This is a genomic window from Streptomyces pacificus, from assembly GCF_011766325.1.
GTDB lineage: Bacteria > Actinomycetota > Actinomycetes > Streptomycetales > Streptomycetaceae > Streptomyces > Streptomyces pacificus.
The window spans coordinates 186,143-209,634 of the sequence record NZ_BLLG01000002.1 but is presented as its reverse complement, the minus strand read 5'-3'; the positions used below and the strand labels follow the sequence as shown (position 1 = coordinate 209,634).

22 protein-coding genes are annotated in these 23,492 nt (G+C 73.9%); 13 read left to right on the top strand and 9 right to left on the bottom strand.

Going from position 1 to position 23,492, the window contains the following annotated elements:
• The first annotated feature begins 303 nt into the window (after positions 1-303).
• From SCWH03_RS03820 to hypE, 6 genes are read left to right on the top strand one after another with little or no spacing between them, the layout of a single operon-like run.
• Positions 304-696 (top strand): hydrogenase maturation nickel metallochaperone HypA/HybF, encoded by a 393-nt coding sequence (locus SCWH03_RS03820; protein WP_173261781.1) that lies wholly within the window; start codon positions 304-306, stop codon positions 694-696.
• Between the two features lie 3 nt (positions 697-699).
• On the top strand, positions 700-1,395 hold the full coding sequence (gene hypB, locus SCWH03_RS03815) for a hydrogenase nickel incorporation protein HypB (RefSeq protein WP_173261779.1): 696 nt from the start codon (positions 700-702) through the stop codon (positions 1,393-1,395).
• Positions 1,392-3,854, top strand: coding sequence for a carbamoyltransferase HypF (gene hypF / locus SCWH03_RS03810; RefSeq protein ID WP_173261776.1), 2,463 nt, complete (start codon positions 1,392-1,394; stop codon positions 3,852-3,854). The genes hypB and hypF overlap by 4 nt, the downstream gene beginning before the upstream one ends.
• Before the next feature lie 36 nt (positions 3,855-3,890).
• On the top strand, positions 3,891-4,202 hold the full coding sequence (locus SCWH03_RS03805) for a HypC/HybG/HupF family hydrogenase formation chaperone (RefSeq protein ID WP_173261774.1): 312 nt from the start codon (positions 3,891-3,893) through the stop codon (positions 4,200-4,202).
• The gene (gene hypD, locus SCWH03_RS03800; protein WP_173261771.1) at positions 4,199-5,332 is read left to right on the top strand and encodes a hydrogenase formation protein HypD; all 1,134 of its coding nucleotides are present in this window, start codon (positions 4,199-4,201) and stop codon (positions 5,330-5,332) included. The genes SCWH03_RS03805 and hypD overlap by 4 nt, the downstream gene beginning before the upstream one ends.
• On the top strand, positions 5,325-6,392 hold the full coding sequence (gene hypE, locus SCWH03_RS03795; protein ID WP_173261768.1) for a hydrogenase expression/formation protein HypE: 1,068 nt from the start codon (positions 5,325-5,327) through the stop codon (positions 6,390-6,392). The genes hypD and hypE overlap by 8 nt, the downstream gene beginning before the upstream one ends.
• Positions 6,393-6,624: 232 nt before the next feature.
• On the opposite strand, the gene SCWH03_RS03790 is transcribed toward hypE, so the two are convergent.
• Together SCWH03_RS03790 and SCWH03_RS03785 are read right to left on the bottom strand one after the other, a co-directional pair.
• Complete coding sequence (locus SCWH03_RS03790; protein ID WP_173261765.1) at positions 6,625-7,791, bottom strand: PucR family transcriptional regulator; 1,167 nt, start codon at positions 7,789-7,791, stop codon at positions 6,625-6,627.
• Positions 7,792-8,251: 460 nt separating this feature from the next.
• Entirely contained in the window at positions 8,252-9,022 is a 771-nt protein-coding gene (locus SCWH03_RS03785; protein WP_254076541.1) for a DUF4142 domain-containing protein, read from the bottom strand.
• Positions 9,023-9,543: 521 nt separating this feature from the next.
• Here SCWH03_RS03785 and SCWH03_RS03780 point away from each other — a divergent pair.
• The 5 genes from SCWH03_RS03780 (at position 9,544) to SCWH03_RS03760 (ending at position 15,551) form a co-directional block, all read left to right on the top strand.
• Positions 9,544-10,677, top strand: coding sequence for a PP2C family protein-serine/threonine phosphatase (locus tag SCWH03_RS03780; protein ID WP_173261762.1), 1,134 nt, complete (start codon positions 9,544-9,546; stop codon positions 10,675-10,677).
• Positions 10,674-11,180, top strand: coding sequence for a MarR family winged helix-turn-helix transcriptional regulator (locus SCWH03_RS03775; RefSeq protein ID WP_173261759.1), 507 nt, complete (start codon positions 10,674-10,676; stop codon positions 11,178-11,180). The genes SCWH03_RS03780 and SCWH03_RS03775 overlap by 4 nt, the downstream gene beginning before the upstream one ends.
• 1,582 nt (positions 11,181-12,762) lie before the next feature.
• Positions 12,763-13,218: a DUF3040 domain-containing protein gene (locus SCWH03_RS03770; RefSeq protein WP_173261756.1), complete on the top strand. Its 456-nt coding sequence runs from the start codon at positions 12,763-12,765 to the stop codon at positions 13,216-13,218.
• The gene (locus SCWH03_RS03765) at positions 13,215-14,375 is read left to right on the top strand and encodes a site-2 protease family protein (RefSeq protein ID WP_173261753.1); all 1,161 of its coding nucleotides are present in this window, start codon (positions 13,215-13,217) and stop codon (positions 14,373-14,375) included. The genes SCWH03_RS03770 and SCWH03_RS03765 overlap by 4 nt, the downstream gene beginning before the upstream one ends.
• A gap of 99 nt (positions 14,376-14,474) precedes the next feature.
• On the top strand, positions 14,475-15,551 hold the full coding sequence (locus tag SCWH03_RS03760; protein WP_254076540.1) for a TerC family protein: 1,077 nt from the start codon (positions 14,475-14,477) through the stop codon (positions 15,549-15,551).
• A gap of 262 nt (positions 15,552-15,813) precedes the next feature.
• Here the strand turns inward: SCWH03_RS03760 and SCWH03_RS03755 are convergent, their stop codons facing one another.
• The 4 genes from SCWH03_RS03755 to SCWH03_RS03740 all read right to left on the bottom strand — a co-directional run bounded on the left by SCWH03_RS03755 (position 15,814) and on the right by SCWH03_RS03740 (position 18,399).
• Entirely contained in the window at positions 15,814-16,257 is a 444-nt protein-coding gene (locus SCWH03_RS03755) for a PRC-barrel domain-containing protein (RefSeq protein WP_254076539.1), read from the bottom strand.
• Positions 16,254-16,820 carry a PRC-barrel domain-containing protein gene (locus tag SCWH03_RS03750; RefSeq protein WP_173261750.1) on the bottom strand — a complete coding sequence of 189 codons (567 nt, stop codon included), beginning with the start codon at positions 16,818-16,820 and terminating at the stop codon, positions 16,254-16,256. Before SCWH03_RS03750 ends, SCWH03_RS03755 begins: the two co-directional genes overlap by 4 nt.
• On the bottom strand, positions 16,817-16,966 hold the full coding sequence (locus SCWH03_RS03745; RefSeq protein WP_173261747.1) for a hypothetical protein: 150 nt from the start codon (positions 16,964-16,966) through the stop codon (positions 16,817-16,819). Before SCWH03_RS03745 ends, SCWH03_RS03750 begins: the two co-directional genes overlap by 4 nt.
• A 926-nt stretch (positions 16,967-17,892) precedes the next feature.
• Complete coding sequence (locus SCWH03_RS03740; protein WP_173261744.1) at positions 17,893-18,399, bottom strand: hypothetical protein; 507 nt, start codon at positions 18,397-18,399, stop codon at positions 17,893-17,895.
• Positions 18,400-19,075: 676 nt separating this feature from the next.
• On the opposite strand from SCWH03_RS03740, the gene SCWH03_RS03735 reads away from it, so the two are divergent.
• Positions 19,076-20,923, top strand: a complete 1,848-nt coding sequence (locus SCWH03_RS03735; RefSeq protein ID WP_173261741.1) for a glycoside hydrolase family 15 protein — start codon at positions 19,076-19,078, stop codon at positions 20,921-20,923.
• A 489-nt stretch (positions 20,924-21,412) separates the two neighbouring features.
• Here the strand turns inward: SCWH03_RS03735 and SCWH03_RS03730 are convergent, their stop codons facing one another.
• Positions 21,413-21,988 carry a rhodanese-like domain-containing protein gene (locus SCWH03_RS03730; protein WP_173261738.1) on the bottom strand — a complete coding sequence of 192 codons (576 nt, stop codon included), beginning with the start codon at positions 21,986-21,988 and terminating at the stop codon, positions 21,413-21,415.
• 80 nt (positions 21,989-22,068) lie between these two features.
• Here SCWH03_RS03730 and SCWH03_RS03725 point away from each other — a divergent pair, with 80 nt between their 5' ends.
• On the top strand, positions 22,069-22,356 hold the full coding sequence (locus SCWH03_RS03725; protein ID WP_173261735.1) for a metal-sensitive transcriptional regulator: 288 nt from the start codon (positions 22,069-22,071) through the stop codon (positions 22,354-22,356).
• Positions 22,357-22,381: 25 nt separating this feature from the next.
• Here SCWH03_RS03725 and SCWH03_RS03720 read toward each other — a convergent pair whose 3' ends face one another.
• Complete coding sequence (locus SCWH03_RS03720; RefSeq protein ID WP_173261732.1) at positions 22,382-23,125, bottom strand: sulfite exporter TauE/SafE family protein; 744 nt, start codon at positions 23,123-23,125, stop codon at positions 22,382-22,384.
• Positions 23,122-23,487: a rhodanese-like domain-containing protein gene (locus SCWH03_RS03715; RefSeq protein ID WP_173261729.1), complete on the bottom strand. Its 366-nt coding sequence runs from the start codon at positions 23,485-23,487 to the stop codon at positions 23,122-23,124. The genes SCWH03_RS03720 and SCWH03_RS03715 overlap by 4 nt, the downstream gene beginning before the upstream one ends.
• Between the last annotated feature and the right edge of the window lie 5 nt (positions 23,488-23,492).

Genomic DNA, 23,492 nt, shown 5'->3' with positions numbered 1-23,492 from the left:
CCCCCCGAATCCCCGCCCCGCCCCGCTCGGCGGGACCGCCGGGACGGGCGCGACTCGCGGCCCCGGCAGAGTCGCCATGGTCGTCACCCCGCGGGTCGCTCGGCGCGACCCGGGCGATCCCGGCCCCCGCGGCCGGGCGGGGACCGGCCCCCGCCCGGCCGCGGGGGCCGCTGCACCGAACGGCGGACGCGGCCGGGCGGCGTCGGCGCGCCGGTCGGTACGGTCCGGCGGGGGCCCCTCTAATGGGCGGGGCCGCGCCCGCCCCGGGCGCAGGCGGACCACCGCCGCCCAGGACGGAGACCGATGCACGAGATGTCCATCGCGCTCGCCGTCGTCGACCAGGTCGGGGAAGCGGCGCGGTCGCAGGGCGTCACCGCGGTGCGCACCGTGCGCCTGCTGATCGGCGAGCTGGCCGGAGTGGTCCCCGACGCGCTCGCCTTCTCCTTCGAACTGGCCTGCGCCGGAACCGCCGTGGAAGGCGCCGGACTCGCCATCGAGACCGTCCGGGCCCGCGCCCGCTGCGCCCCGTGCGACGGCGAGTGGGCGGTGGGCGTGCCGCCGCGGCTGGCCTGCCCGCTGTGCGGCCGGGCCACCGTGGAGCTGGTGTCCGGCCGCGAGCTGCGGATCGCCGCCGTGGAGTGGCACGACGACCCCGCGGACCCCGGGGTCCGCGAACCGATCTCCCAGGAGGGCTGACGCATGTGCCGTGTCGTCGAACTGCAACAGGCGGTGCTGGCCGGGAACGACGCGGCGGCCGGCATCCTGCGCGGGGAACTGGCCGCGCGCGGGACGAGCGTCGTCAACATCCTCTCCAGCCCCGGCAGCGGGAAGACCGCGCTGCTCGAGGCCGAACTCCTGCTGGCGCGGGAGCGGGGCGTCACCGCCGCGGCCCTCACGGCCGACCTCGCCACCGAGAACGACGCCATGCGCCTGGCCCGCTCCGGACTCCCCGTCAAGCAGGTGCTCACCGACGGGCTCTGCCACCTCGAGGCCGACATGCTCGCGGGACACCTCCGCGGCTGGCCGGCGAAGGACACCCGGCTGGTCTTCGTCGAGAACGTCGGCAACCTCGTCTGCCCCGCCTCCTACGACCTCGGCGAGACGCTGAGGGTGGTGCTGGCATCCGTCACCGAGGGCGAGGACAAGCCGCTGAAGTACCCCACGGCCTTCGGCCTCGCCCACCTCGTGATCGTCACCAAGACCGATATCGCGGAGGCCGTCGGCTTCGACGAGGCCGCCTTCCGCGCCAACGTCGAGCAGGTCAATCCGGGCGTGGACGTGGCCCTCTGCTCCGCCCGCACCGGCGCCGGCACGGGGGTGCTGCTCGACCGGGCCCTTGCCGCTGCGGACGGTACCGCGGTCCACATGCCGGTGATGGCCCAGGCCCGGGCGTGACCACCTCAGCGCCGGGCCCGGCCGCCTCCCGGCCGGGGTTCGCCGCCCCCGCACCGGTCCAGCGGCGCCGGGTCACCGTGCGGGGAGTCGTACAGGGGGTGGGTTTCCGTCCCTTCCTCCACAGCCTCGCCACCGGGCTGGGGCTGACCGGCCAGGTGACCAACACCGGCGACGGCGTCGTCGCCGAGGTCGAAGGCGCCCCGCTCGCGGTGGCCCGCTTCTGCGCCCGGATCGCCGAGGACGCCCCGCCGCTCGCGGTCGTCGAGTCCGTCCACGACCAGGAGGTCCCCGTTGCCGGCGGCAGCGGATTCCTCATCGTGGCCTCGGACCGGGACGGGCCCGTCCGTACCCTGGTCTCCCCGGACACCGCCACCTGCGGCGACTGCCTGAGGGAACTCGCCGATCCGGCCGACCGCCGCCACCGGCACCCGTTCATCACCTGCACGCACTGCGGCCCGCGCTTCACCATCGTCACCGGCCTGCCCTACGACCGCGCACACACAACGATGTCCGGCTTCCCCCTGTGCCCCGACTGCGCCCGGGAGTACGCCGACCCGGGCGACCGGCGCTTCCACGCCCAGCCCGTGGCCTGCCCCTCCTGCGGGCCGCGGCTGCGGATGGTCGTCGCCCCGGCGGCCCCCGGGCTGCGCCCCCGGCACGTGGTCGCGCCCCATCCCGACGACCGCAGCCTCGGCGGGCCGCCCGTCGCAGCCGACCCGGTCCTGGAGGCCCGCGAACTGCTGTCCGACGGGGCGATCCTCGCCGTGAAGGGCCTCGGCGGCTACCACCTCGCCTGCGACGCCGGCAACAAGGGCGCCGTGGCGCTCCTGCGCCGCCGCAAGTCCCGCGGCGACAAGCCCTTCGCCCTCATGGCCCGGGACATCGGGGACATCGGGCATCTCGTCCACCTCGGTGCCGAGGAGCGGGAACTGCTCACCGGCCCCGTGCGGCCGATCGTCCTGATGCGCCGCCGCGTACCGCCCGCGGACGCCCCGTCCGGACTCCCGTGGCCGGCACGAGGGGTGGCGCCCGGCAGCCCCGACCTCGGCGTGATGCTCCCGTACACCCCACTGCACCATCTGCTGCTCGGCCTTCCGGGGGAGGAGCACACCGGTCCCCGGCTCCTCGTCATGACCAGCGGCAACATGGCGGGGGAGCCGATCGTCACCGACGACGGGGAGGCGCTGGAGCGGCTGGCGGACCTCGCCGACGCCTGGCTGCTGCACGACCGCCCCATCCACGTCCCCTGCGACGACTCGGTGGTGCGGGTCTGCGACGGGGAACTCCTGACCCTGCGCCGCGCCCGGGGATACGCCCCGCTGCCGGTCACCCTGCCGGTGCCGGTCCGGCCCGCCCTCGCGGTCGGCGGGGACCTCAAGAACACCTTCTGCCTGGGTCGGGACCGCAAGGCGTGGCTGTCGGCGCACATCGGCGACATGGACGACCTCGCCACCCAGTACGCCTTCGCCCGCGCCGAGGAGCAGTTGGAGGCGGTCACGGGAGTGCGGCCGGAGCTGCTCGCCGCCGACCGGCACCCCGGCTACCGCTCCGCCCGCTGGGCCGGCCGCGCCGCCGACGGCCGGCCCGTCGTGCACGTCCAGCACCACCACGCGCACATCGCCTCCGCCATGGCCGAGCACGGGCTCGACGGCAGCCGCCCCGTGATCGGCGTCGCCTTCGACGGCACCGGCCACGGCGACGACGGTGCTGTGTGGGGCGGCGAGTTCCTGCTCGCCGACTACGACGGCTTCCACCGCTTCGCGCACCTCGCCTACGTCCCCCTGCCCGGCGGTGACGCGGCCGTACGGCGCCCCTACCGCATGGCCCTCGCCCATCTGCGCGCGGCCGGCATCGGCTGGAGCGGCGAGCTGCCCTGCACCGCGGCCTGCCCCGAGCAGGAACTCGCGCTGCTGGGAAGGCAACTGGAGCGGAATCTCAACTGCGTTCCCACCTCCAGCATGGGCCGCCTCTTCGATGCGGTCTCCTCCCTCGCGGGCGTGTGCCACATCGCGGGCTACGAGGCGCAGGGCGCGGTCGAGCTCGAAGCGGCCGCCGTCCTCGCGGACGGCGGGTACGGGGAGCCGTACGCCTTCGGACTGGGGCCGGCGGGCGGCGCGTCAGCGGCCGCGCTGACCGCCGATCCCGCCCCCGTCCTGGCGGCCGTCGCCGGTGATGTGCGGGCTGGCACCCCGGTGCCCGTGATCGCGGCGCGCTTCCACGCCGCGGTGGCCGTGCTGGTCCGCAGGGTCTGCGCCCTGGCACGGGAGCGCCACGGGCTGGCGGCCGCCGCACTCACCGGGGGCGTGTTCGCCAACGCGGTGCTCTCCTCGGCGTGCGCCGCGGGCCTGCGGGAGGACGGCTTCACCGTACTGCGGCACCACCGGATCCCGCCGAACGACGGGGGACTGGCGCTCGGCCAGCTCGTCGTCGCCGCACGTGCGGCGTCAGACGCCGGATGAACCAGCGGTACACGGCACGACAGCGAGGAGAGAGGCATGTGCCTGGCGGTACCCGGCAGGGTGCTGGACGTCGAGGACCGGGACGGCACCCGGATGGCCACCGTCGACTTCGGCGGGGTGGTCAAGGAGGTGTGCCTGGAGTACCTTCCCGATCTCCGGGTCGGTGAGTACGCCGTCGTCCACGTGGGATTCGCGCTGCAGCGGTTGGACGAGGAGTCGGCCCGGCGGACCCTGGAGCTGTTCGAGAACCTCGGTCTGCTCCAGGAGGAGTTCGGCGACCCCGACGAGCCGGACGGGCCGGACGGGCCGGAAGCGTCGGACCGGTCCCCCGAGGAGGCCCGGCGATGAAGTACATCGAGGAGTTCCAGGACCCCGCGCTGGCCGAACGGCTGCTCGGCGAGATCCGCGCCGCCGTGACCCGCCCGTGGGCGCTGATGGAGGTGTGCGGGGGCCAGACCCACACCATCATCCGGCACGGCATCGACCAGCTCCTCCCGGACGAGGTCGAACTGATCCACGGCCCCGGCTGCCCCGTCTGCGTCACCCCGCTCGAGGTCATCGACAAGGCCCTGGAGATCGCCTCCCGCCCCGGGGTGATCTTCTGCTCCTTCGGCGACATGCTGCGGGTGCCGGGAACCGGCCGCGATCTCTTCCAGGTGCGCGGCGAGGGCGGTGACGTACGGGTGGTGTACTCGCCGCTCGACGCGCTGCGCATCGCCCGGCGGAACCCCGGCCGTCAGGTGGTGTTCTTCGGCATCGGCTTCGAGACCACGGCGCCGCCCAACGCCATGACGGTGTACCAGGCCCGCAGGCTCGGCATCCCGAACTTCAGCCTGCTGGTGTCCCATGTGCGGGTGCCACCCGCCATCGAGGCGATCATGCGGTCCCCGAACTGCCGGGTGCAGGGATTCCTCGCCGCCGGGCACGTGTGCAGTGTGATGGGCACCGGCGAGTACCCCGGACTCGCCGCACGGCACCGGGTCCCCATCGTGGTCACCGGCTTCGAGCCGCTGGACATCCTGGAGGGCGTGCGCCGCACCGTGCTGCAACTGGAGCGCGGCGAGCACTCCGTGGAGAACGCCTACCCCCGCGCCGTCCGGCCGGAGGGGAATCCGGCGGCCCGCGCGATGCTGGACGACGTCTTCGAGGTCACCGACCGCGCCTGGCGCGGGATCGGCGTCATCCCCGACAGCGGCTGGCGGCTCTCGCCCCGCTACCGGGAGTACGACGCCGAGCACCGCTTCCAGGTCACCGGCATCGACACCCGCGAACCGGCGGCCTGCCGCAGCGGAGAGGTGCTCCAGGGCCTGCTGAAGCCGCACGAGTGCGAGGCGTTCGGCACCGTCTGCACCCCGCGCTCGCCGCTGGGGGCCACGATGGTCTCCAGCGAGGGCGCCTGCGCGGCCTACTACCTCTACCGGCGGCTGGACCTGCCGTCCGCCGCGTCGCGTCCCCTGGAGGGAAGTCCCGTTGTCTGAGACCACCGAAGCGCCGGACGTCCTCGCCTGGACGTGCCCTCTTCCCCTGCGCGACCAGCCCCGGGTGGTGATGGGCCACGGCGGGGGCGGCGCCCTGTCGGCGGAACTGGTCCGCGATGTCTTCGCGCCCGCCTACGGAGGGCCCGCGCTGTCCGCGATGGGCGACTCCGCGACGGTCGAACTCGGCGGTGCCCGGCTCGCGTTCTCGACCGACTCCTTCGTGGTGCGCCCGCTGTTCTTCCCCGGCGGGAGCATCGGGCACCTCGCCGTCAACGGCACCGTCAACGACCTCGCCATGAGCGGTGCCCGCCCCGCGTTCCTCTCCTGCGGGTTCATCCTCGAGGAGGGCGTCGAGACCGAGGTGGTGCGGCGGGTGGCCGAAGCCCTCGGCGAGGCGGCCCGCACGGCGGGAGTGGAGGTGGCGACCGGCGACACCAAGGTCGTCGAGGCGGGCCACGGCGACGGGGTCTTCATCAACACCTCCGGTATCGGCCTCGTTCCGCCCGGGGTCGATCTGCGGCCGCAGCGCGTCGTGCCCGGTGACGTCGTGATCGTCAGCGGTCCGATCGGCGTCCACGGGGTGGCCGTCCTGAGTGTGCGCGAGGGCCTGGAGTTCGGGGTCGAGATCGAGAGCGACTGCGCCGCCCTCGCCGGCCTCGTCGAGACGATGCTCGCGGTCACCGAGGACCTGCACGTCCTGCGCGACCCGACCCGCGGCGGACTGGCTGCCGCGCTCAACGAGATCGCCGCGGCCTCCGGAACCGGAGTCGTCGTCCGGGAGCGGGCCGTTCCGGTCCCCGCGCCGGTGGCGAACGCCTGCGCCGTGCTGGGACTGGACCCGATGTACGTCGCCAACGAGGGCAAGCTCGTCGCCTTCGTCCCCCGCCCGCACGCCGACGCCGTGCTCGCGGCCATGCGCGCCCACCCCCTCGGCAGGGAGGCGGCGGTGATCGGCGAGGCGGTGGCGGACCACCCCGGGATGGTGGTCGCCCGCACCGGGCTGGGGGGCACACGGGTGGTGGACCTGCCGCTCGGGGAGCAACTGCCGCGCATCTGCTGACCGCGGCGCCGGGGTGGTGGCGGGGCCCGGGACGACGGCACCGGCCAGGGCCCGCCACCACCCCGGCCGGTGCCCGGGGGCGAGCCGGCACGTGGCAGGGGCGGGGACCCCGCCCCGGGGGCGCCCGCCGCAAGGGCACTACGGGCAGCACCGGCGGTACTCCGCGTCCGGTGTCCGGGCGCGGAGTACCGGGGGCACGGGGCCCCTCTGCCCGCGGGCCGCCGCGGGGCGCTCAGTCGGCGGACTGCAGCGGGTTCGCCGGCCAGCCCAGGAGGCGGGCTCCCAGCACCGCCGTCTGCAGGACGTACCGCTGGTCGGGGTCGATCGGGTCGTAGCCGGTGAGCTGGCGTATGCGGGCGATCCGGTACCCGACGGTGCGGACCCCCAGTCCCAGCCGCCTGGCCGTGCCGGTGTTGCTGCAGCCCGTCGCGAAGTACGCGGCGAGGGTCTCCAGCAGTGTGCCCGGGCCTCCGCGGGCGTGTTCGAGGCCCCCGAGAACGGTGCCCACCAGATCTGTGATCGCCGCGCGATCCCGCTCCAGCACCTGGAAGACCAGGACGTCCGAGGCCCGCACCACGGATGCGGTGAAGCCCAGCCGGTGCGCCACATCAAGGGCTCTGCGGGCCTCCTGGTAGGAGCGGACGATGCCGCTGGGTCCCGTACCGGGTCTGCTCACGGCGATCCGGCATGGCCCCGCCACCGCACGTGCCGCCTGTCCGGCGAAGAACTCCGGAACCTGTGTGCCCGACCCCGAGGCGACGCAGACCAGCAGGCCGTCCTTGGTGGTGATCAGTACCTGTTCCCCCCCGAACCGGGTGGTGAGCGCGTCCTCGACGTACCGGGTCGTGGCGTCGCCCGCTTGGAAGCGCCCCTGCGCACGGCCGACGCTGACGGTGTGCGGTCCCGCGAGCCGGAGGCCGAAGCGCTCGGCCCGCTCCGCCAGCCGGCCCAGCGGTGTGCGCCCCTCGAGCAGGTCGTCGACGAACTCGCGCCGACTCGCCTCCTCCCGGCGGATCGCCGCCCGGTGGGCGGTCTCGTAGCCCTCGCTCAGTGCCACGGCCGAGTCGCCGCCGGCGCGCAGAAAGGCCTGTGCCACGTCGTGAAGCCCGTCGGGCCGGCCGTCGCGCTGAGGACAGCGCAGTGTGGCCCAGATCCGGCGGGCAGCGGTGAAGTGGTCGTTGAGCACGGTGTGGAGCGGGGTGCCCCGGTCGGCCGCGGCCGCTCCCCACTCCCGCAGGTCCCGGAGGGACGCCTCGGACAGCCGCCGTCCGCTGAGAGCCGCCTCGGCGAGGAGCCGGTGGTGGCGATTCAGTGCCTCTCCGCCCCGGACGGCCTTCGGTGGGGCGGCGTCGGGGCGCTCCGCGGAACGCGGGGCTCGGGACTCTCCGCCCATCGCCATACCGCCATTCTGCCGAAGGACGGCAGAACGCACTTGGCGAGGAGGGCCGCCGGCAGCAGACGGGCGTGTGAAGACTGCGTCACCGTGCCAGTGCCTCAGCTCCCAGGCATGGGCCTGCCTGTTGACGGGCCCTCCTCTGCCGAGATTATTGCACAGTGCAAAATCCTGTGCCAGAGGCATGGTGCCGTCATCTTCTTCATCTTCTTCCGGTGCCTTCTTCCGGGCCTCTGCGCGGCGGCCGGCTCCGGACCGCACCTCCTTGCGGCCGACCCGGAGGGGGCCGGTGTGCGTGTCCGGAGCCGGGGGTGGCGCAGAGCCGCCGAGCGTCACGGCTGGACCCGCTCGCGCGCCTCACGGGCGAGCGGGTCCGCTCCTCCGGCGAGTCGGCGCCGCCCCCCGAAGGATTGCACAGTGCAAAGGAATGATCCAGCACCGCCGCGGGCCGGCCGCGTGGCCGCGTCTACTTCGCGGTCACGGCCTCCTCCACCTCGGCGAAGGTCGCGCTGTCGACCAGGCCGGTGTCCTCCAGGACCTCCAGGTGGTCCAGCACCGTCTGGTTGGCCTGCCGGGCGTGGCGGCGGATGAGGTCGTTCTGCGAGGCGGCCCTGACCTCGCCGATGGTGGCGAAGATCTTTCCGTGGGACGCCCGCAGAAGGTTCGCGAAGATGCGGTCGAACTCGGCTCCCCGGGCGTTCTCCATCTGCTCGACCCAGCCCTGCTGCTCCGGTGTGGCCTGGTCGGGGATCGGCACGCCGAGGATCTCGGCATCCTCGCGGACCAGCTGGTCGAGCTTGCTGTGCCCGTCCATCAGGTGCAGTCCGGCGCGCTTGACCGCCTCGCTGGACGCGTTCGTCTGGGCGAGCCGGCCCGCGGGGATCTCCCACAGGCCCGCCTGCCGGACCGCGACCAGGAACGTCTTGTCCACCTCGGTCACCGGCTGGGGCCCGGACCGCTCCGCCTTGCCGCCCTGGGCCGCGCTGCCCTCGGCTTCCGCATCGGAGCCTTCGGCCCCGGTGTCATGCCCGGCGTCGGACGAGTGCCCGTACCCCTCGGTTCCGGACTGGCCGTAGCCGTTCTGGGCGGTGGTCCCTGCGGGCGCCTGCGAGGCCGACGCCTCCTCGTCGCCTCCCCGCGTGACGATGAGGGCGGTGGCGATGACCGCGCAGACGGCCAGGACCACCCCTATCGTCCTCGAAGTGGTGGATGCGGCTGCGCTTCGATTGGAACGCATGATGCCTCCCGGTCGGCATGGAGTACTTGCTCGTGCTCGTTCAATTCGCCCGGAAGCTGTTGTACGGCGGCTGGCACGGCACGCAGTCAGCAGTACGGATCAGGCGGCGGGCGCGTTCACCGATGGCGGGGAGCCGTCCCCGGCCGCGGGCTCCGGCCGACCGGCCCCATGTCATCCGCCGGCCGTCCGCCCGCGGCCGCGGGGGCGGTGGCACGCGGGGTCGCACTCCAGCCGGACGAACGGGCTGAGCCGTCCGGCCTCGCGGTCCCCCTCGGACGTCCCATCGGTGCGCAGCCCCGGGTAGGCGCGCGGCCGTCCGGGGGCGGGGGCCGAGGAATCCACCTGCACCTCCGGTTCGAGCGGCTGCGCCGTGGTGGCTGTCGGTTCGGTAACGAGATCCCACCGAAATGCTTCGGGAGGGTAAGTTTTGCATAGGCTAAATCAAGCGTCGGTCCGCGGTGGTGCCGGACCCCTCGCTCGCAGCCGCCCGCACCGCCCCTCGTACACCGTGGGATCCCGTGATGCCCGAAGCGACTCCGCGGCGCTCCGCCGTGCTGTCCGTCCTCCCGTACGGCGTCATGGCCGTGGTCACCGCCGTCGACGTGACGGCGGGCCCCTCGACGGGGTTCCTCCCCCTCGTCTCCCTGGGCCCCGCCTTCGCCGGGCTGGTCGGGGGCTGGCGCAGGACGGCCATGATCGGCGCACTCGCGATGCTGCTGTGCCTCACGCTCGGCCTGTACGACGGCCTGTTCGAGACCCGCAGGGGCTGGACGGCGCTGGCGTCCGTGGCGGGAGTGACCGTGGCCGGGCTGGTCGCCGCGGTGATGAGGCAGCGCAGGGAGGCCGAACTGGCCAGTGTCAGGTCGATCGCCGAGGTCGCCCAGCGGGTGCTGCTGAGGCCGGTTCCGCGCAGCGCCGGCCCCCTCCGGGTGGCGGTCTCGTACACCTCCGCTGTCGCCGAAGCGCGCATCGGCGGCGATCTGTACGAGGTGGTGGCCGCACCCACCGGCGTCCGGGTGATCGTGGGGGACGTCCAGGGCAAGGGGCTGGACGCGGTCGAGACGGCCGCCCTCGTGCTCGGCGCGTTCCGCGAGGCCGCGCACGACGAGCCGGACCTGGCCGGTGTCGGCGCCCGACTCGAGCGGGTCGCCGACCGGGAACTCCAGGGCGAGAGGTTCGTCACGGCCGTTCTGGCGGAGGTCGGGAACGACGGGAGGGTGACGCTGCTCAACTACGGCCACCCCGCACCCATGCTCCTGCGGCCCGACGGCCGGGTCGGCTTCGCGGAGCCGCCGGTGCCCGCGCTGCCGCTGGGGCTCGGGCTGCACGGGGCGAAGGGCCCCGAACCCTACCGGGCGGACTTCGCGCCGGGTGACCAGATCCTGCTGTACACGGACGGTGTCTCCGAGGCCCGCGACCCGGCCGACCGCTTCTACCCCCTGGACGAACGTGCCGGTCTGCTCAGGGACCCCGATCCCGAGTCCGCCCTGCTGGCGCTGCGCGGCGACCTGGTCCAGCATGCCGAGGGGCCACTCCACGACGACGCGGCCATGCTGCTGCTCCGCTACCACCGAGCGGATGTGATCGGCGGCACGGTCCCCCGGGTGCCGGGCGCGGCCGCCACACCGATCGTGGAGGGTAGAAAAGGGTTATGACCGAACAAGGGCAACAGCATGTCGACGACGTCGACGCCGTGACGCGCGCGGTACTCACGGCGTCCCGGCTGCTGGTCGCCGTCTCCGCCCGCTCCCTGGCCGCGGTCGAGGACCGGGTGACGCTGCCGCAGTTCCGCCTCCTGGTGGTGCTCTCGATGCACGGGCCGGCCAAGCTCGTGGTGCTCGCCGAGCGGCTCGGCGTCAACCCCTCCACGGCGATGCGCATGATCGACCGCCTGATCGCGGCAGGCCTGGCGGACCGGCAGACGAACCCGGAGAACCGGCGGGAGACGGTGCTGCGACTCACACCCGAGGGCAGCGCTCTCGTCGAGGACGTCACGGACCGGCGCCGACGCGAGATCGCGACGATCGTGGAGAGGATGGCCTGCGGTCAGCGCGCCGCGCTGGTCGGGGCGCTCAACGCCTTCAACGAGGCGGGGGGCGAGCCGAACGCACCTGCCGCGGACAGTGCGATGTACCCCCTGGGCTGGGCGGACCGCTAGCCAGGCCGGCTGGGGCACCCCGGCGCCGGCCCCGGCCCGGGGTACCCGGGCGGAGGCGGGAGGCCGTCTCCACGCCGCTGCCGGGAACCGCGGCCGCCATCGTGATCACCGCGCTGAACCCGTGGGGCTCCCCGCACGATCGCCCTCGGCGGCAGCCTGGGCCGCGCTGCTGCCGGGGCGCTCCCGCGCGCCGCCGGAGCCCTCGTGCCGCGTCCCGACCCGCACCTCGTCTTCTCTCGCCTGATCGCGGCGAACACCGTCGCCCACGGCTCGGAAGGAGCCGTGCTCCAGCGGAGCCGTGCCGGTCGTCCGGTCCTCACGGCCCGTCGCCGTGGTGGCGCCGCGGCACGTCGTCTGCGGCGGTGCGCGCTCGGGCGGGATCCCGTACGAGGAGGAGTGGCGGGCCCGTTCGCCGGGGTGATCCCGCGGCGGTGCGGCAGGTCGGTGGCCGGCCCTGGCGCGGCGGTCCCGCTGCTGCGGCGGGTGGGCCGGCTGCCCCGTGGCGGGAGTACGACCTCATGGGCAGGTGCCATGAGCGGGCATAGGAATCAATGGCACATAAAGATTGCCGGGATCCGGCAATGCCGGAAGCGTGCTCGGCCTGTCACAGTCTGACCGGCGCAGGCGAAGGGCGATCCTCGCTGCCGGGCACGGGCAACAGCCGTGTGCCGGTGGCAAGAGGTTCCGTTCACTGGTGCCGTGAAAGGAAGCCGGGGAAGCCAAGCCCGTACACCGGAGTTCGTCCGTGCGGGTGCGGGTGCGGGTGCGGGTGCGGGTGCGGGTGCCGGGAAGGGAGGCGGGAAGGGAGGCGGGTCCGAGTTGCAGAGGTCGGCAGGGCGAGGTGCCCGGTCCGCACCGCCCGTGTGCGGCACCCGGCGGGCTGCGGGGCCGTCGAAGCCCGGGCGGGAGGGCGCGGCCCCCCACCGGCACCGGCGGGCTCGGAACCCGCCGATGCCCCGGTCGAGTGCGGGCGCGGCCCGCCACCTGCGCAGGGTGGAGCCCGCGACCGCATGGGGCCCGCCCCACCGCCTTGGCCCGCCGCACCCAGCGGCGCCGCCGAAAGCCGGCCGCCCCGTGGGCGGCCGGGGGTTCCGGAGCCGCCGGACGGGGGTCAGCGGCTCCGGAACCTCGACCACACGGGCGCCGGCGGCAGCGGCGCGGGTGCCGCGCGGGCGCGCCACCGGCGAACGTACGGACGGTCATCGCTCCCGGGCGGCCGGCCGCCCGCCGCGGTACGAGGCCGTACCACACGGTGTGCGCCGGGCGCACCGGCCGTTGGGCGCGGGGAGCCCGGGCGATGTGCGTGCCTGTATCCGGCCGGCCCCGAGCCCGTCGGCGCAGGGCAACGCGGCCTGACCGGAGACCGCCTCCCTGCCCGTTCTTGCCGTGGTTCTTGCCGTGGTTCGGCAAGAACGGGTGGCTGAGACCGCCTTCCCCACCCCACGGGCACCGCGGGTCGGGCACGGGCGCACGGGTAGCCCGTGAGTAGAGCCAGTGGACAACCCTGTGCGAGGGGATGCCATGCCTTGCCCCGGACCCGGTCCGCCCCCGAGCTCGTCCGCCACCTCCCGGGGGGTGTCGCATGAACTCCGGTAGGGACGACGGACGCATCCTCGCGCACCTCGAACGGCGCCTCGCCCGGGACGACCCCGGTCTGGCGGCCACCATGGACGCCCTCAACCGGCAGTTCACCGAGGAGCCGTGGGCGCAGTCCGCCGACGTGAGGGAGCCGGACCCGGGAACCGGCCCCGCGGACACCGAGAAGCGGCGCAACCGCAAGATCACCGCTCTCGCTTTGATCGCCGTCACAGCGGTCCTCGGCCTCTTCCTCACCGCGCTGCTCAGCGGCAGTCCGGACAGGGCCGATCCCGACCCGGGGACCCCGAGGGGACCCGGTGCTGGAGTGCCGACCCAGAGCGAGCCCCGCCACGCGCCGGGAGCACCGCTTCGCGGGCGCCGCCGGCGCACCGCTGCAGACGCCTGCCCACCCGTCCGGTCGCGACCCGACCCCTCCCGGGCGGGCAGGAGGCGGCCATGAACAACTCACTCCGGATCGGACGCGTCTTCGGGGTGCCACTCAGCGTCCACTGGACGGTGCCCCTGCTGATCGTCCTCTTCGGGTACAGCCTGGGCAGCCAGACGCTCCCCGCCTGGACCCCGGGACGCTCCGCGACCGCCTATACCGTCGCCGGACTCGCCGGCGCCATGCTGCTCCTGCTCAGCCTGCTGGCCCATGAGACCGCACACGCGCTCACCGCACGGCGCAAAGGCATCCCGGTCCACGACGTCACCCTGTGGGCGCTCGGCGGCGTGACCCGGATGGACCGGCCGTCAGCCCCGGGAGCGGCCTTCCTCGTCGCGGTCAGCGGGCCCCTCACCAGCCTGGCCGTCGGGGGAGCGGCACTCGGTGCCGGGATGGGTCTGGCCGCGGGACCGGGCTGGGCGGTCCCCACCGCCGTGCTGCTGTGGCTCGGCTGGGTCAACCTGCTCGTCGCCGTGTTCAACCTCCTGCCGGCGGCACCGCTCGACGGCGGCCGGGTGGTGCAGGCCCTGATGTGGTGGCGCACCGGAGACCGGGAGCGTGCCGAGCGGGCGGCGGGACGGGGCGGGCAGATCCTCGGCATCCTGCTGATCGCCGTCGGGTGGCTGGCCGTGCTGCGCGGTTCGTGGAGCGGGCTGTGGCTGGCCGTGCTCGGGTTCTTCGTCGTCGTCGTCGCCAATGCCGAGCGGCGGCAGGCTTCCCTGACCACGGCCCTCGGAGGCGTACGCGCCTCGGACATCATGGCCGGGCCTGTCGAGACGGCCCCCGACTGGATCACCGTGCAGCGCTACTTCGATGACCCTTCCGGCCCTTCCGGCCCTTCCGGTCTCTCCGCACACGGCCGCCACGCGGCCGTACCGCTGCTGGACTTCGAGGGCCGTCCCAGTGGCCTCCTCCAACTGCCCGGACTCTCCGCGATCCCGGCGGCCCGACGGGACACGCTCCGCCTGCGCGACGTGGCCGTCCCGTTGTCCCTGTGCACCACGTGCGCACCGGATGACCTGCTGGAGAAAGTCGTCAGGGACATCCGGCCCCGGAGCGCCGGCCTGCCGATCCTGGTGGTGGACGGCGGGAGACTCGTGGGCGTCATCACCGCGGGGGACATCGACCGACTCGCCCAGCGCCGCACGCTGCGCGGAGACGGGACCGCCTGAGCCGCCGGGGGCAACGCCGCGCGCACGACAAGCCAGGGCCCCTGCGTCAGACTCTTCACGAGGACACACATCAACCCCCGCCCGTGCGAGGGGGCCTTCGTGCTGGACGTACCGATCTGGCTGTGGGCGGCGTTCGCCGTCACGGTGGTGGTGTCGCTGGCCGTCGACCTGCTGGCGCACCGCGAGGCTCATGTCATCGGGTTCAGGGAAGCCGCCGTGTGGAGCGGCGTGTGGGTCGGTCTCGCCCTGCTCTTCGGCGGGGTCGTCTTCCTGGTCTTGGGCACGACGCCCAGCGTGGAGTACACGACCGCCTGGCTGCTGGAGAAGAGCCTTTCGGTCGACAACCTCTTCGTCTTCGCCCTGATCTTCGCCTATTTCAAGGTGCCCCGTGCCTACCAGCACCGGGTGCTGTTCCTCGGTGTCATCGGCGCCCTGGTGTTCCGAGGACTCTTCCTCACCGCCGGCGTGGCAGTGGTCAGCCGTTTCACCGGGGTGCTGTACGCCTTCGCCGCGGTCCTCTTCTACAGCACCTACAAGATCCTCAAGGAGGAGGACAGCTTCGACCCGGGCCAGAGCATCGCCGTACGCATGCTGCGCAGGTTCATGCCGGTGAGCGACGAGTACGCGGGGATGAGGTTCACCGTCAGGGAGGGCGGACGGCGGGTCGCCACCCCGCTCCTCGCGGTCGTCGTCGCGATCGAGGCGGCCGACCTCGTCTTCGCCGTGGACAGCGTCCCCGCCGTCCTCGCGATCAGCGATGACGCCTTCATCGTCTACACCAGCAACGCTTTCGCCATCCTCGGCCTGCGCGCCCTGTACTTCCTGCTCGCCGGGTTGCTGGACCGGTTCCACTACCTTGGCACGGGCCTCGCGCTGATCCTCTCCTTCATCGCCGTGAAGCTGATCCTCCAGGCGTCCCACGAACTGATCAGCACCGGTATCCCCGAGATCCCGTCGTCCGTGAACCTGGCCGTGATCGCGGTGGTGCTGGCGGTGTCCGTCGCGCTGAGTCTGCGGCGCCCTCCTGCCCGCGGTGAGCCCGGGGACGAGGCGCCTTCCGCGCAGCGGGACGCACAGCATGGTGGGGATCCGCGGGAAGGGATGGCGTCGCGGGAGGAGAGCGATTCGCGAGAGGGGAGGGGCCGGCGACCGGACGGCGGGAACTCCCCTTCGTGAGGAGAGCGCCCGTCCCGCGCACTGTCGTCGCTTCGTGGCCGGCATCGAGCATGCGACGACACCGCGGGTGCGCGCCCCCCGTCCCGTCTGCCGCCGCCCCGTCACCGCGGGGGCACGGCGGCACGGCGGCACCAGAGGGTGGGTCCATGGGACCCGGTGGAAGTCCGGTCCCTGCCGCGAACCGTCCCCCGCCCAGGGTGCCGCGTCAGGCAGGCCGGGTGCGGGCGGCGGTGGGAGCGTGGTGGCGCGCCCACCGCCCGGCTCACTCGGGGCGCTGGACGACGACGGCGTAGCTGCCGACCCCCATGAGCCGGTCGCCCGGTACCTTCCCTTCCGTGGTGAGGAGCGCCCGGAGGCTGCCGTCCTTCTCGTCGAAGTCGATGTCCTCGACGATGCCCATGCTCTCGCCTGACTCCGTGAGGACGCGCTTGCCGAGCGGGTCGTGACTCTTGTGCGCTTCCTCGGTGGACTCCAGTTCCTTCTCGGGTTTCAGCCCCTCCGCCGAACGGATCGTCACGGCATCCTCGCCGAAGGACTGGACGTTCTTCCACAGCATGATGTGGCCGTGGCGTCCGCGGGTCCTGAGGTGGAGGGACGAGATATGCGCGGGCGAAGGCGCGAGCGTGCAGGCGGCGATGGTCCCGAGCCGTTCCGCGGTCGACAGGGCGATCACGGTGCGCCCCTGAGCGGTGCTGAACAGCATCATGCCTCCTGCTCGAGTCGTCGCCGCAGGCCCTCGGCAGCGGCGGGGAGGCCGGCGGGATCCCCGGCCGTGAAATCGGCCGTGGCCGCCGGTACGACCATCATCTCCCCCGAGACGGACTTCGGTTTGATCACCGGCAGGAAGACCGTCCGGTCGGTGCGCGTGGCGGGGCCGACCTCGTACCCGATCACCTTGGGAGTCCCCGAGGTCTCGATGATCACGTCGTTGACCGTGCCCAGGGCGGTTCCCTCCTCGGTCATCACCCGGGCGCCGATGACGCTGCCGCCGCCCGGCGCCTCGATCCGCTCCCTCGCCGCCTCGTCGTCCTCCTCCAGCGAACTCTCGTCCCGGATCATCACCGCGTCCGGGCCGAGGGCATGGACCTTCTTCCACAGCAGCGCGCGTTTGAGCGGGCCGGCGAGCAGTCCCCGGCCGCTGAGCGTGAAGCAGGTGATGGAGCCGCGCATCGGGTCGAAGACCACGTCCTTGACCCGGGCGACGTCCTCGCCCGCGAGCGTGACCACCGGCTCCTGGCTGATCTCCCGCGCGCGCAGATAGGTGCTCATGTCCGTCCGCCCTTCCTGCCTGCCTGGGACCTGCGGCCGGCGACGATGACACTGCCGCTGCGGCGCCGTGCCTGCAAGGCGACCACCGAGGACGCCACCGCGGCCAGCACGGCGAGCGCGATGATCAGCCAGATCCACCAATCCATGGAAAGCACCTCCCGGCTCATGGATCACGGGCCCGCCGCGTAGCGGCGGTGCCGCGGTCCGCGTCTTCGCCGTCGGCTCGGCGGCTGATGGCCGGGCTCGCGTCCGGCACCGGCCGTTCGCGGCAGAGTCCGTCTCCCGCCCCCCGGGCCTGCCCCGGCCGCCGGCCGGTGACGCCGCTGTGCCCGGCGGGAGAGGCCGTCGGGAGCTGCTGCGCCGAGCGGTGAGCCCCGTGCAGCCCCCGGACTCGCTCGCCAGGGGCTCTCCCCCTGCCGCTCTGTCGATGATCTCACGTGTACGCCGAGAAGGCCGTCTGATCCGTATGCACGCTGCCGCCGCGCGGCAGGGCGTCCGTGCGGAGGTGGGGCGGAGCCCCCGGGACGCGTTCCGCCGGAGCGGGCCCGGGCGGTGGCGTGGCATCGCGGACGGCCGGGTCTGCAGCCTGCCGCCCGGGCGCTCGGCAAGGCCGGGCGCGGAACCGCCGGCAGGCTGCAGCCCCTGGTCGGGTGCCGGTGCTCTCCGCCGCGTGCTGCAGGTTCCCGGCCCGGAAAGCATCCCGCGCGGCCGGCCTCGGGGGAACCGCGGCGCATGCCCGGAACCGCGGCGGGCTCCGTGCCCGCCAGGTGGTGCAGCCGTGCAGCCGTTCAGCCCGTCGCGTTCCGTGCCCGGGAGCAGGCTGCCCGCGTCATGGTCGGGGCGCCGTCGACCGGAAGGGCGTGCAAGGGCGAGCGGGAGATCGGGCACCGCCCGCACCGCTCCCGGCGGTGCGGGCGGGGGCTGCCGAGGGAGCCCGGGGCCTGACGATGCGGGAGGCCGCCGCCGATCCGACGCCCACCGGGCTCCCGCACCGCTCCCGGCGGCTCCCCGCTCCGCGCGCGGCCCGGAACAGCGCGCGGAGCCTGACGTCACTGCGCCGTGGAACGGGCCGTCACAGGGCCTTGAGGTAGTACATGGTGCGGAAGCCGCCGCTGGTGGAGCAGTTCAGTGTGTTCTGCGTGTTGGTGTAGGTGTAGCCGGACGGGACCGTGCAGGCCCACAGGCCCGTCTGGGGCGCGCGCAGGTAGTACATGGTGCGGAAGCCGCCGCTGGTGGAGCAGTTCAGTGTGTTCTGCGTGTTGCTGTAGGTGTAGCCCGGCATGGTGGTGCAGGCCCACAGGCCGTCCGCCGGGGGCTGCACGTAGTACATGGTGCGGAAGCCGCCGCTGGTGGAGCAGTTCAGTGTGTTCTGCGTGTTGGTGTACGTGTAACCGGCCGGGATGGTGCACGACCAGAACCCGGCGGCGGACGACGCCACCGCGGCATCGGGCGCGCTCGCGGCGCTGTGCGAGGGGAGCGCCGGTGCGGCGGATGCCGTGGTGGGGGCGAGGGCGACACCCACCATGGCGAGGGCCGAGCCGGCGCCGACGAACAGGGACCGGAGTTTCGAGCGCAGCATGGGAAAGCACTCCTGTGTTGTCATCCGACGGGCAAGAACCAGCGGGTGGGGGCCGACCGGAGTCTGGCCCGTGCTCCGGCCGCCGCAGCGCGCGCTGGGATGCTCGCAGCCCGTATCCGCCACGGGCAAGCGCATGCCCCTTTGGTGCGTCTTTGGTGGGTCGAAGATCGGACGCCGGCCGCTGGGCCGTGACCTGCGGCTTGTCCGGAGATCCGGGAGGAGGCCCCGACCAGTGCCGCCGCCCGTCTGTCCGAAAGACCGTGGCGGAGGAACCCGTCCGGAACGCGCAGGGGTCGTCTCCGGGGCGGGCGGTGTGCCGGCGGACCGGCAGGTTCCGCCGCCGGCGGCCCGCACCGCCCCGTCCTCCGTCCCCTTGGACGCGTGCGGCGTGCGGGGTGCGGCGTGCGGTGAAGGGCGGGGCCCGGAGCGGTTCCGCCGTCTTCCCTGCCGCCCTTCGCTCGCCGGTACTCGGCCCGCAGCCTTGCCCGTCATTGCCCGGCCTTGCCCGGTGCTGCCCGGTGCTGCCCGGTCCCTTCGTGCTCGGCCTGCCGTCCGTCGCCTCGCGAGCCCTGCCTCGCCGGCCCCGCCCTCTCCGCCCTCTCCGTTTGAACGGCCGGGAGGGAACGCCCTGGCGGACCGCCGGGGCGGCGAGGCCGATTGTGGGTATGTCCTCTTCATGGAGAATTGGCGCCCGGTGGAACGCACCCAGGGCTACCTCCCCATCGCCGATCACGGCCTCGTCGGCGACGGCCGCACGTGTGCGCTGGTCGGCCGGGACGGCGCGGTGAGCTTTATGTGCGTGCCGCGTTTCGACTCGCCTCCGCTCTTCGGCTCCCTCCTGGACCACCGCCGGGGCGGCGCACTGCTGCTGGCTCCGGCGCCGCTGAGGGCGAGCAGGCAGAGATACCTGCCCGACACGGCCGTCCTCGTCACGGAGATGTGCGGGCCCGAAGGCGCCGTCGAACTGACCGATGCCTTCCTGCTCGAGCCCGGAGCCAGGATCGAGGACGATGCGCGTGCCGGCCGGGGGGAACTGCTGCGCCGGGTGCGCGTCACCCAGGGCGTCGTCGACCTGCGCTGGGAGCTTCGGCCCGGGCCCGGCAACGCCGTCGATCCGAGCGGCGACGGATGGGTCCTCCGGGGCCCGGACCGGGTTCCCACCGCATGGTTCCACGCCTCCCGGCCCCTGCCGGGTCCCTCGGGCACGGTCCTGCTCCAGGCGGGCGACGAGCTGGTCGTCTCCCTGGTGTGGAACGGCAGACGGCCCACCGGTGACCCGGTGTCCCGAGCCCGCGAACAGCTGGAGGCCACGGCCCGGGTCTGGCGCCGATGGGCCTCCCATGTGGTGACGGACGTGCCTCAGCCCGGCCTGGTGCGGCGGTCGGCGATCACCCTCAAACTCCTGGACCACATGGAGAACGGAGCGATCATCGCCGCCGCGACCTCCTCCCTTCCCGAGCACCTGCAAGGAACCCGGAACTGGGACTACCGGTACGCCTGGATCAGGGACACCGCCTACGCGGTCTTCGCGCTCCGGCGCATCGGACTGCCCATGGAGGCCAGGGGCTTCCTGAACTGGGCGCTGAACGCGGCGAGCCGCAGCACGCATCCCCTGGTCCTCTACGACATCGACGGGCTGCCGCCGCCCGATGAGGTGGAGGATCCGTATCTGGAGGGCTACCGCAGGTCCGCTCCGGTGCGGTGGGGCAACGCCGCTGCCCGGCAGGTGCAGCACGACGTGTACGGCGAGCTGCTCGACTGCGCGTTCCAGTGGGCGGCGACGGGCGGCCGCCTCGACCCGAACCGGTGGGAGCACCTCGCCCTGCTCGCCGAACGCGCCCGTACCGAATGGAGCCGGCCCGACCAGGGAATCTGGGAGGTCCGTACTCCGGGGAGACCCTTCACCTACTCCGCCGCGATGTGCCAGGTCGCTCTCGACCGCGCGGCACGCCTGGCCCGGCAGCTCGGTCTGCCCGGCGATGTCGAGGGGTGGCGGCGGGACGCCCGGAGTCTCGCCGACCGGGTCCTGGAGCAGGCCTGGGACGATGAGGCGGGAGCTCTCACCGAGCATCTGGGCGGTGGCGGACTGGACGCCTCCCTGCTCGCCCTCCCGCTCAGAAGAGTGGTGGCGGCCGACCACCCCAAGATGGCCGCCACCGCGCGTGCCGTCGCGGAGACCCTCGGCGCCGGAGGCGGCCTGCTCTACCGCTACCTCCCGGAGGTCTCTCCTGACGGCCTGGACGAGCCGGAGGGAGCCTTCCTCCTGTGCAGCTTCTGGATGGCGGACAACCTGGTGGGGCAGGGGCGGGTCGACGAGGCCGCGGAACTCTTCGAGCAGCTGTGCTCCTACGCGAGCCCGCTCGGGCTGCTGCCCGAGCAGATAGACCCGTCCGACGGTTCCTTCCTCGGCAACTTCCCCCAGGCGATCAGCCATGTCGGCCTGATGTCCACCGCGGTCGTCCTCGCCCGGGTGAGGCGCGGTGTGCGCCCCGAACTCGCCACACATGCCTGGTTCCGCGGATGACCGGGCGCGCGCAGGCCCCTGGCCCATGACGCCCCGCACCCGCGCAGCCGGACGGCCGGGGGCCGGTTCGGCGGGAGACCCGGCCGCGTCCGGCACCTGAGCCGGACCGGGAGACCCGGGCGCCCGCGGTTCACGCTCCATGGAGGCCTGAGGAAGGGACAATGGTCTGGTTCCCGTGCTGGCCAGGGCCGTGCGCGCGGTCGAGGGCGTGGGGGACATACGTCTGGATCTGACCGGGGGCGCCTCCCGTCCGGGGAGCTGAGGCGCGGGCAGGCACGGGGGCGAGCGCGCCCCGGTCCGACGGGGTGCCTCCCCCACTGACCTGGCTGCTCGGCCCGCGGGCCAGGGGTCCCGGTCGCGGTGCTCGCCCCCGTCCCGCCCCGCGAAGGGGGCGCCGTGCGAGTGCCGGCAGCAGCCGGAGCCTCCGCCGAAGACCTGGGCGGGGCGCGGGCGGGGCGCGCGTCCGCCCCGGGCCTTCCCGGTGGGTGGTCAGCGGCCGCGCAGCACCTCCAGTGCGGCGTCGAGGTCGGCGGCACGGGGCCGGTTGTGGGGCAGTCTGGCCAGCACCGCCGCCATGCCGCAGGTGCCGGTCAGGGCGGAGAGGACCAGCCCGGCGGCGATCGCGGCGGACACGAGCTGGAAGGCGGGGTGGACGAGGAGCCCGAGCAGGAGCCCGAGCAGGACGACGGTGCCGGCGGTGAAGCGGACCTGTCGCTCCATGCCCCAGGTGGCGCCTGCGGTCCCCTCGGGGCGGCTCAGCCCGTTGCCGCCGGCTGCCCAGGACGCCGTCCCTCCCAGGAGCGTGGCGGCGGCGACACCGTTCTCGGCGAGGATCCTGCAGGCGTTCCCCGACCGGGCGCCGGACGCGCAGACGACCAGCACATCGCTCCTCGCGGCGGCGTGCCGGATGTCGGGGAGCGCACGCCGGATCCGGTCGAGGGGGACGTTGAGGGCGCCGGGCAGGTGGCCTCCCGCGAACTCGCCGGGTGTGCGTACGTCGATGACGGTCAACTCGTGCAGGCGGGCGCGGGCCTCGTCCACGGCGAGGGCGGTGGGTGGGGTCATGGCGGGTGTCATCCTTGGGTGTCGACGGTTCCCCCCAGGGGCTCTATATTACCCCTGGGGGTATTTCTTGAGGAGTTGCGGTGGAGCTTGATCTGGCGGGAGCCGAACTGAAGGCGGTCCTCAACCGGCTGCGCCGGGCGCAGGGCCAGATCTCCGGAGTGATCCGGATGATCGAGGAGGGCCGGGACTGCGAGGAGGTGGTCACCCAGCTGGCCGCCGCGTCCCGTGCGCTGGACCGGGCCGGCTTCGCGATCATCGCGACCGGGCTTCAGCAGTGCCTGACCGGCATCGAGGACGGCCGAGGCTCCGTGGAGGACCGCGACGAGATGCGGAGCCGGCTCGAGAAGCTCTTCCTGTCCCTGGCCTGACCGGCTCCGCGGGCAGCCGGTTCGTTCAGACGATCACATCGGCGAACATGAACGCGGCCACCGCCAGCAGAAGGACGGCGAAAATCTTCCGCAGCCGGGCGCCGGAGAGCCTCGCGGCGAGCCGCTTGCCGTCCCATGCGCCGAGGGTCGCGGCCCCGGCGAAGGGCGCGACCAGCTCCCAGCGCAGATCCCCGCCGGTCCCCGTGCGCGCGGTGAGCGCGACGAGGGAGTTGACGGTGATGACGAGCAGACTGGTGCCCACCGCCTGCCGCATCCGCAGCCCCACCGCGTTCACCAGCGCCGGGACGGCGAGGAATCCCCCGCCCACTCCCAGCAGCCCGGTCACGGCCCCCAGCCCGGCCCCGGCCGCGGCCACCCCGCCGGGACGGATCCGGGCCGGTGCCGCGGCCGTGGAGGGCCGGAGCATCCGCAGGGCCGCGAGGGTGGCGACGGCCGCGAACGCCCCGGTCAGGACCGCCGCGGGCAGCCGTTCGGCCGCGGCTCCGGCGAGGAAGGCGGGAGCGACACCCGCCGAGGCGAACAGCGCCCCGGTCCGCCACGCCAGATCTCCGTCGCGAGCATGCGCATAGAGGGCGGTGGCCGCGGTGACGGCGACGATGACCAGGGCGGCCGTGGTGGCCGCCGCCGGAGTGAATCCGAGCAGGTAGACCAGTGCCGGTACGGCGAGGACGCCGCCGCCACCACCGAGGGCCCCGAGCGAGAGGCCGACGACGGCTCCGGCGGCGAGAGCGAGGACGAGCGGGGTCACGCCGTGCGGCCGCCGTTCCCGCGCTCGCCGACGACCGGGTGCCCGGCGGCGGCCCACGCGATCATGCCACCCTCGACGTCCGCCGCCCGCGCTCCGCGTCGGGCGAGGACCTCCGCCGCTTCCCGGGACCTCCGCCCGCTGCGGCAGATCACCAGCAGGGTCCGGCCGGCCGCTCCGGGCGGCAGGGCCCTTCCGGCGAGCAGCCGCGACAGCGGGAGGTGCACGGCGTCGGGGGCGTGGCCGTCGTCCCACTCGGGCTGCTCGCGGACGTCCAGCAGTACGGCGCCGGGCCGGTCACCGCTGGTTCGCCGGAGGGCCGTGTCGACCGTGACGCGTGGTGGATGCGGTCGGAAGAGGGGCATCGCGT

Bases quoted from the DNA above. Each gene is read 5' to 3' on its own strand.
- SCWH03_RS03820 (WP_173261781.1), top strand. From the start codon at position 304: ATGCACGAGATGTCCATCGCGCTCGCCGTCGTCGACCAGGTCGGGGAA.
- hypB (WP_173261779.1), top strand. From the start codon at position 700: ATGTGCCGTGTCGTCGAACTGCAACAGGCGGTGCTGGCCGGGAACGAC.
- SCWH03_RS03805 (WP_173261774.1), top strand. From the start codon at position 3,891: ATGTGCCTGGCGGTACCCGGCAGGGTGCTGGACGTCGAGGACCGGGAC.
- hypD (WP_173261771.1), top strand. From the start codon at position 4,199: ATGAAGTACATCGAGGAGTTCCAGGACCCCGCGCTGGCCGAACGGCTG.
- SCWH03_RS03790 (WP_173261765.1), bottom strand. From the start codon at position 7,791: ATGGCGATGGGCGGAGAGTCCCGAGCCCCGCGTTCCGCGGAGCGCCCC.
- SCWH03_RS03785 (WP_254076541.1), bottom strand. From the start codon at position 9,022: ATGCGTTCCAATCGAAGCGCAGCCGCATCCACCACTTCGAGGACGATA.
- SCWH03_RS03780 (WP_173261762.1), top strand. From the start codon at position 9,544: ATGCCCGAAGCGACTCCGCGGCGCTCCGCCGTGCTGTCCGTCCTCCCG.
- SCWH03_RS03775 (WP_173261759.1), top strand. From the start codon at position 10,674: ATGACCGAACAAGGGCAACAGCATGTCGACGACGTCGACGCCGTGACG.
- SCWH03_RS03770 (WP_173261756.1), top strand. From the start codon at position 12,763: ATGAACTCCGGTAGGGACGACGGACGCATCCTCGCGCACCTCGAACGG.
- SCWH03_RS03765 (WP_173261753.1), top strand. From the start codon at position 13,215: ATGAACAACTCACTCCGGATCGGACGCGTCTTCGGGGTGCCACTCAGC.
- SCWH03_RS03755 (WP_254076539.1), bottom strand. From the start codon at position 16,257: ATGATGCTGTTCAGCACCGCTCAGGGGCGCACCGTGATCGCCCTGTCG.
- SCWH03_RS03750 (WP_173261750.1), bottom strand. From the start codon at position 16,820: ATGAGCACCTATCTGCGCGCGCGGGAGATCAGCCAGGAGCCGGTGGTC.
- SCWH03_RS03745 (WP_173261747.1), bottom strand. From the start codon at position 16,966: ATGGATTGGTGGATCTGGCTGATCATCGCGCTCGCCGTGCTGGCCGCG.
- SCWH03_RS03740 (WP_173261744.1), bottom strand. From the start codon at position 18,399: ATGCTGCGCTCGAAACTCCGGTCCCTGTTCGTCGGCGCCGGCTCGGCC.
- SCWH03_RS03735 (WP_173261741.1), top strand. From the start codon at position 19,076: ATGGAGAATTGGCGCCCGGTGGAACGCACCCAGGGCTACCTCCCCATC.
- SCWH03_RS03730 (WP_173261738.1), bottom strand. From the start codon at position 21,988: ATGACCCCACCCACCGCCCTCGCCGTGGACGAGGCCCGCGCCCGCCTG.
- SCWH03_RS03715 (WP_173261729.1), bottom strand. From the start codon at position 23,487: ATGCCCCTCTTCCGACCGCATCCACCACGCGTCACGGTCGACACGGCC.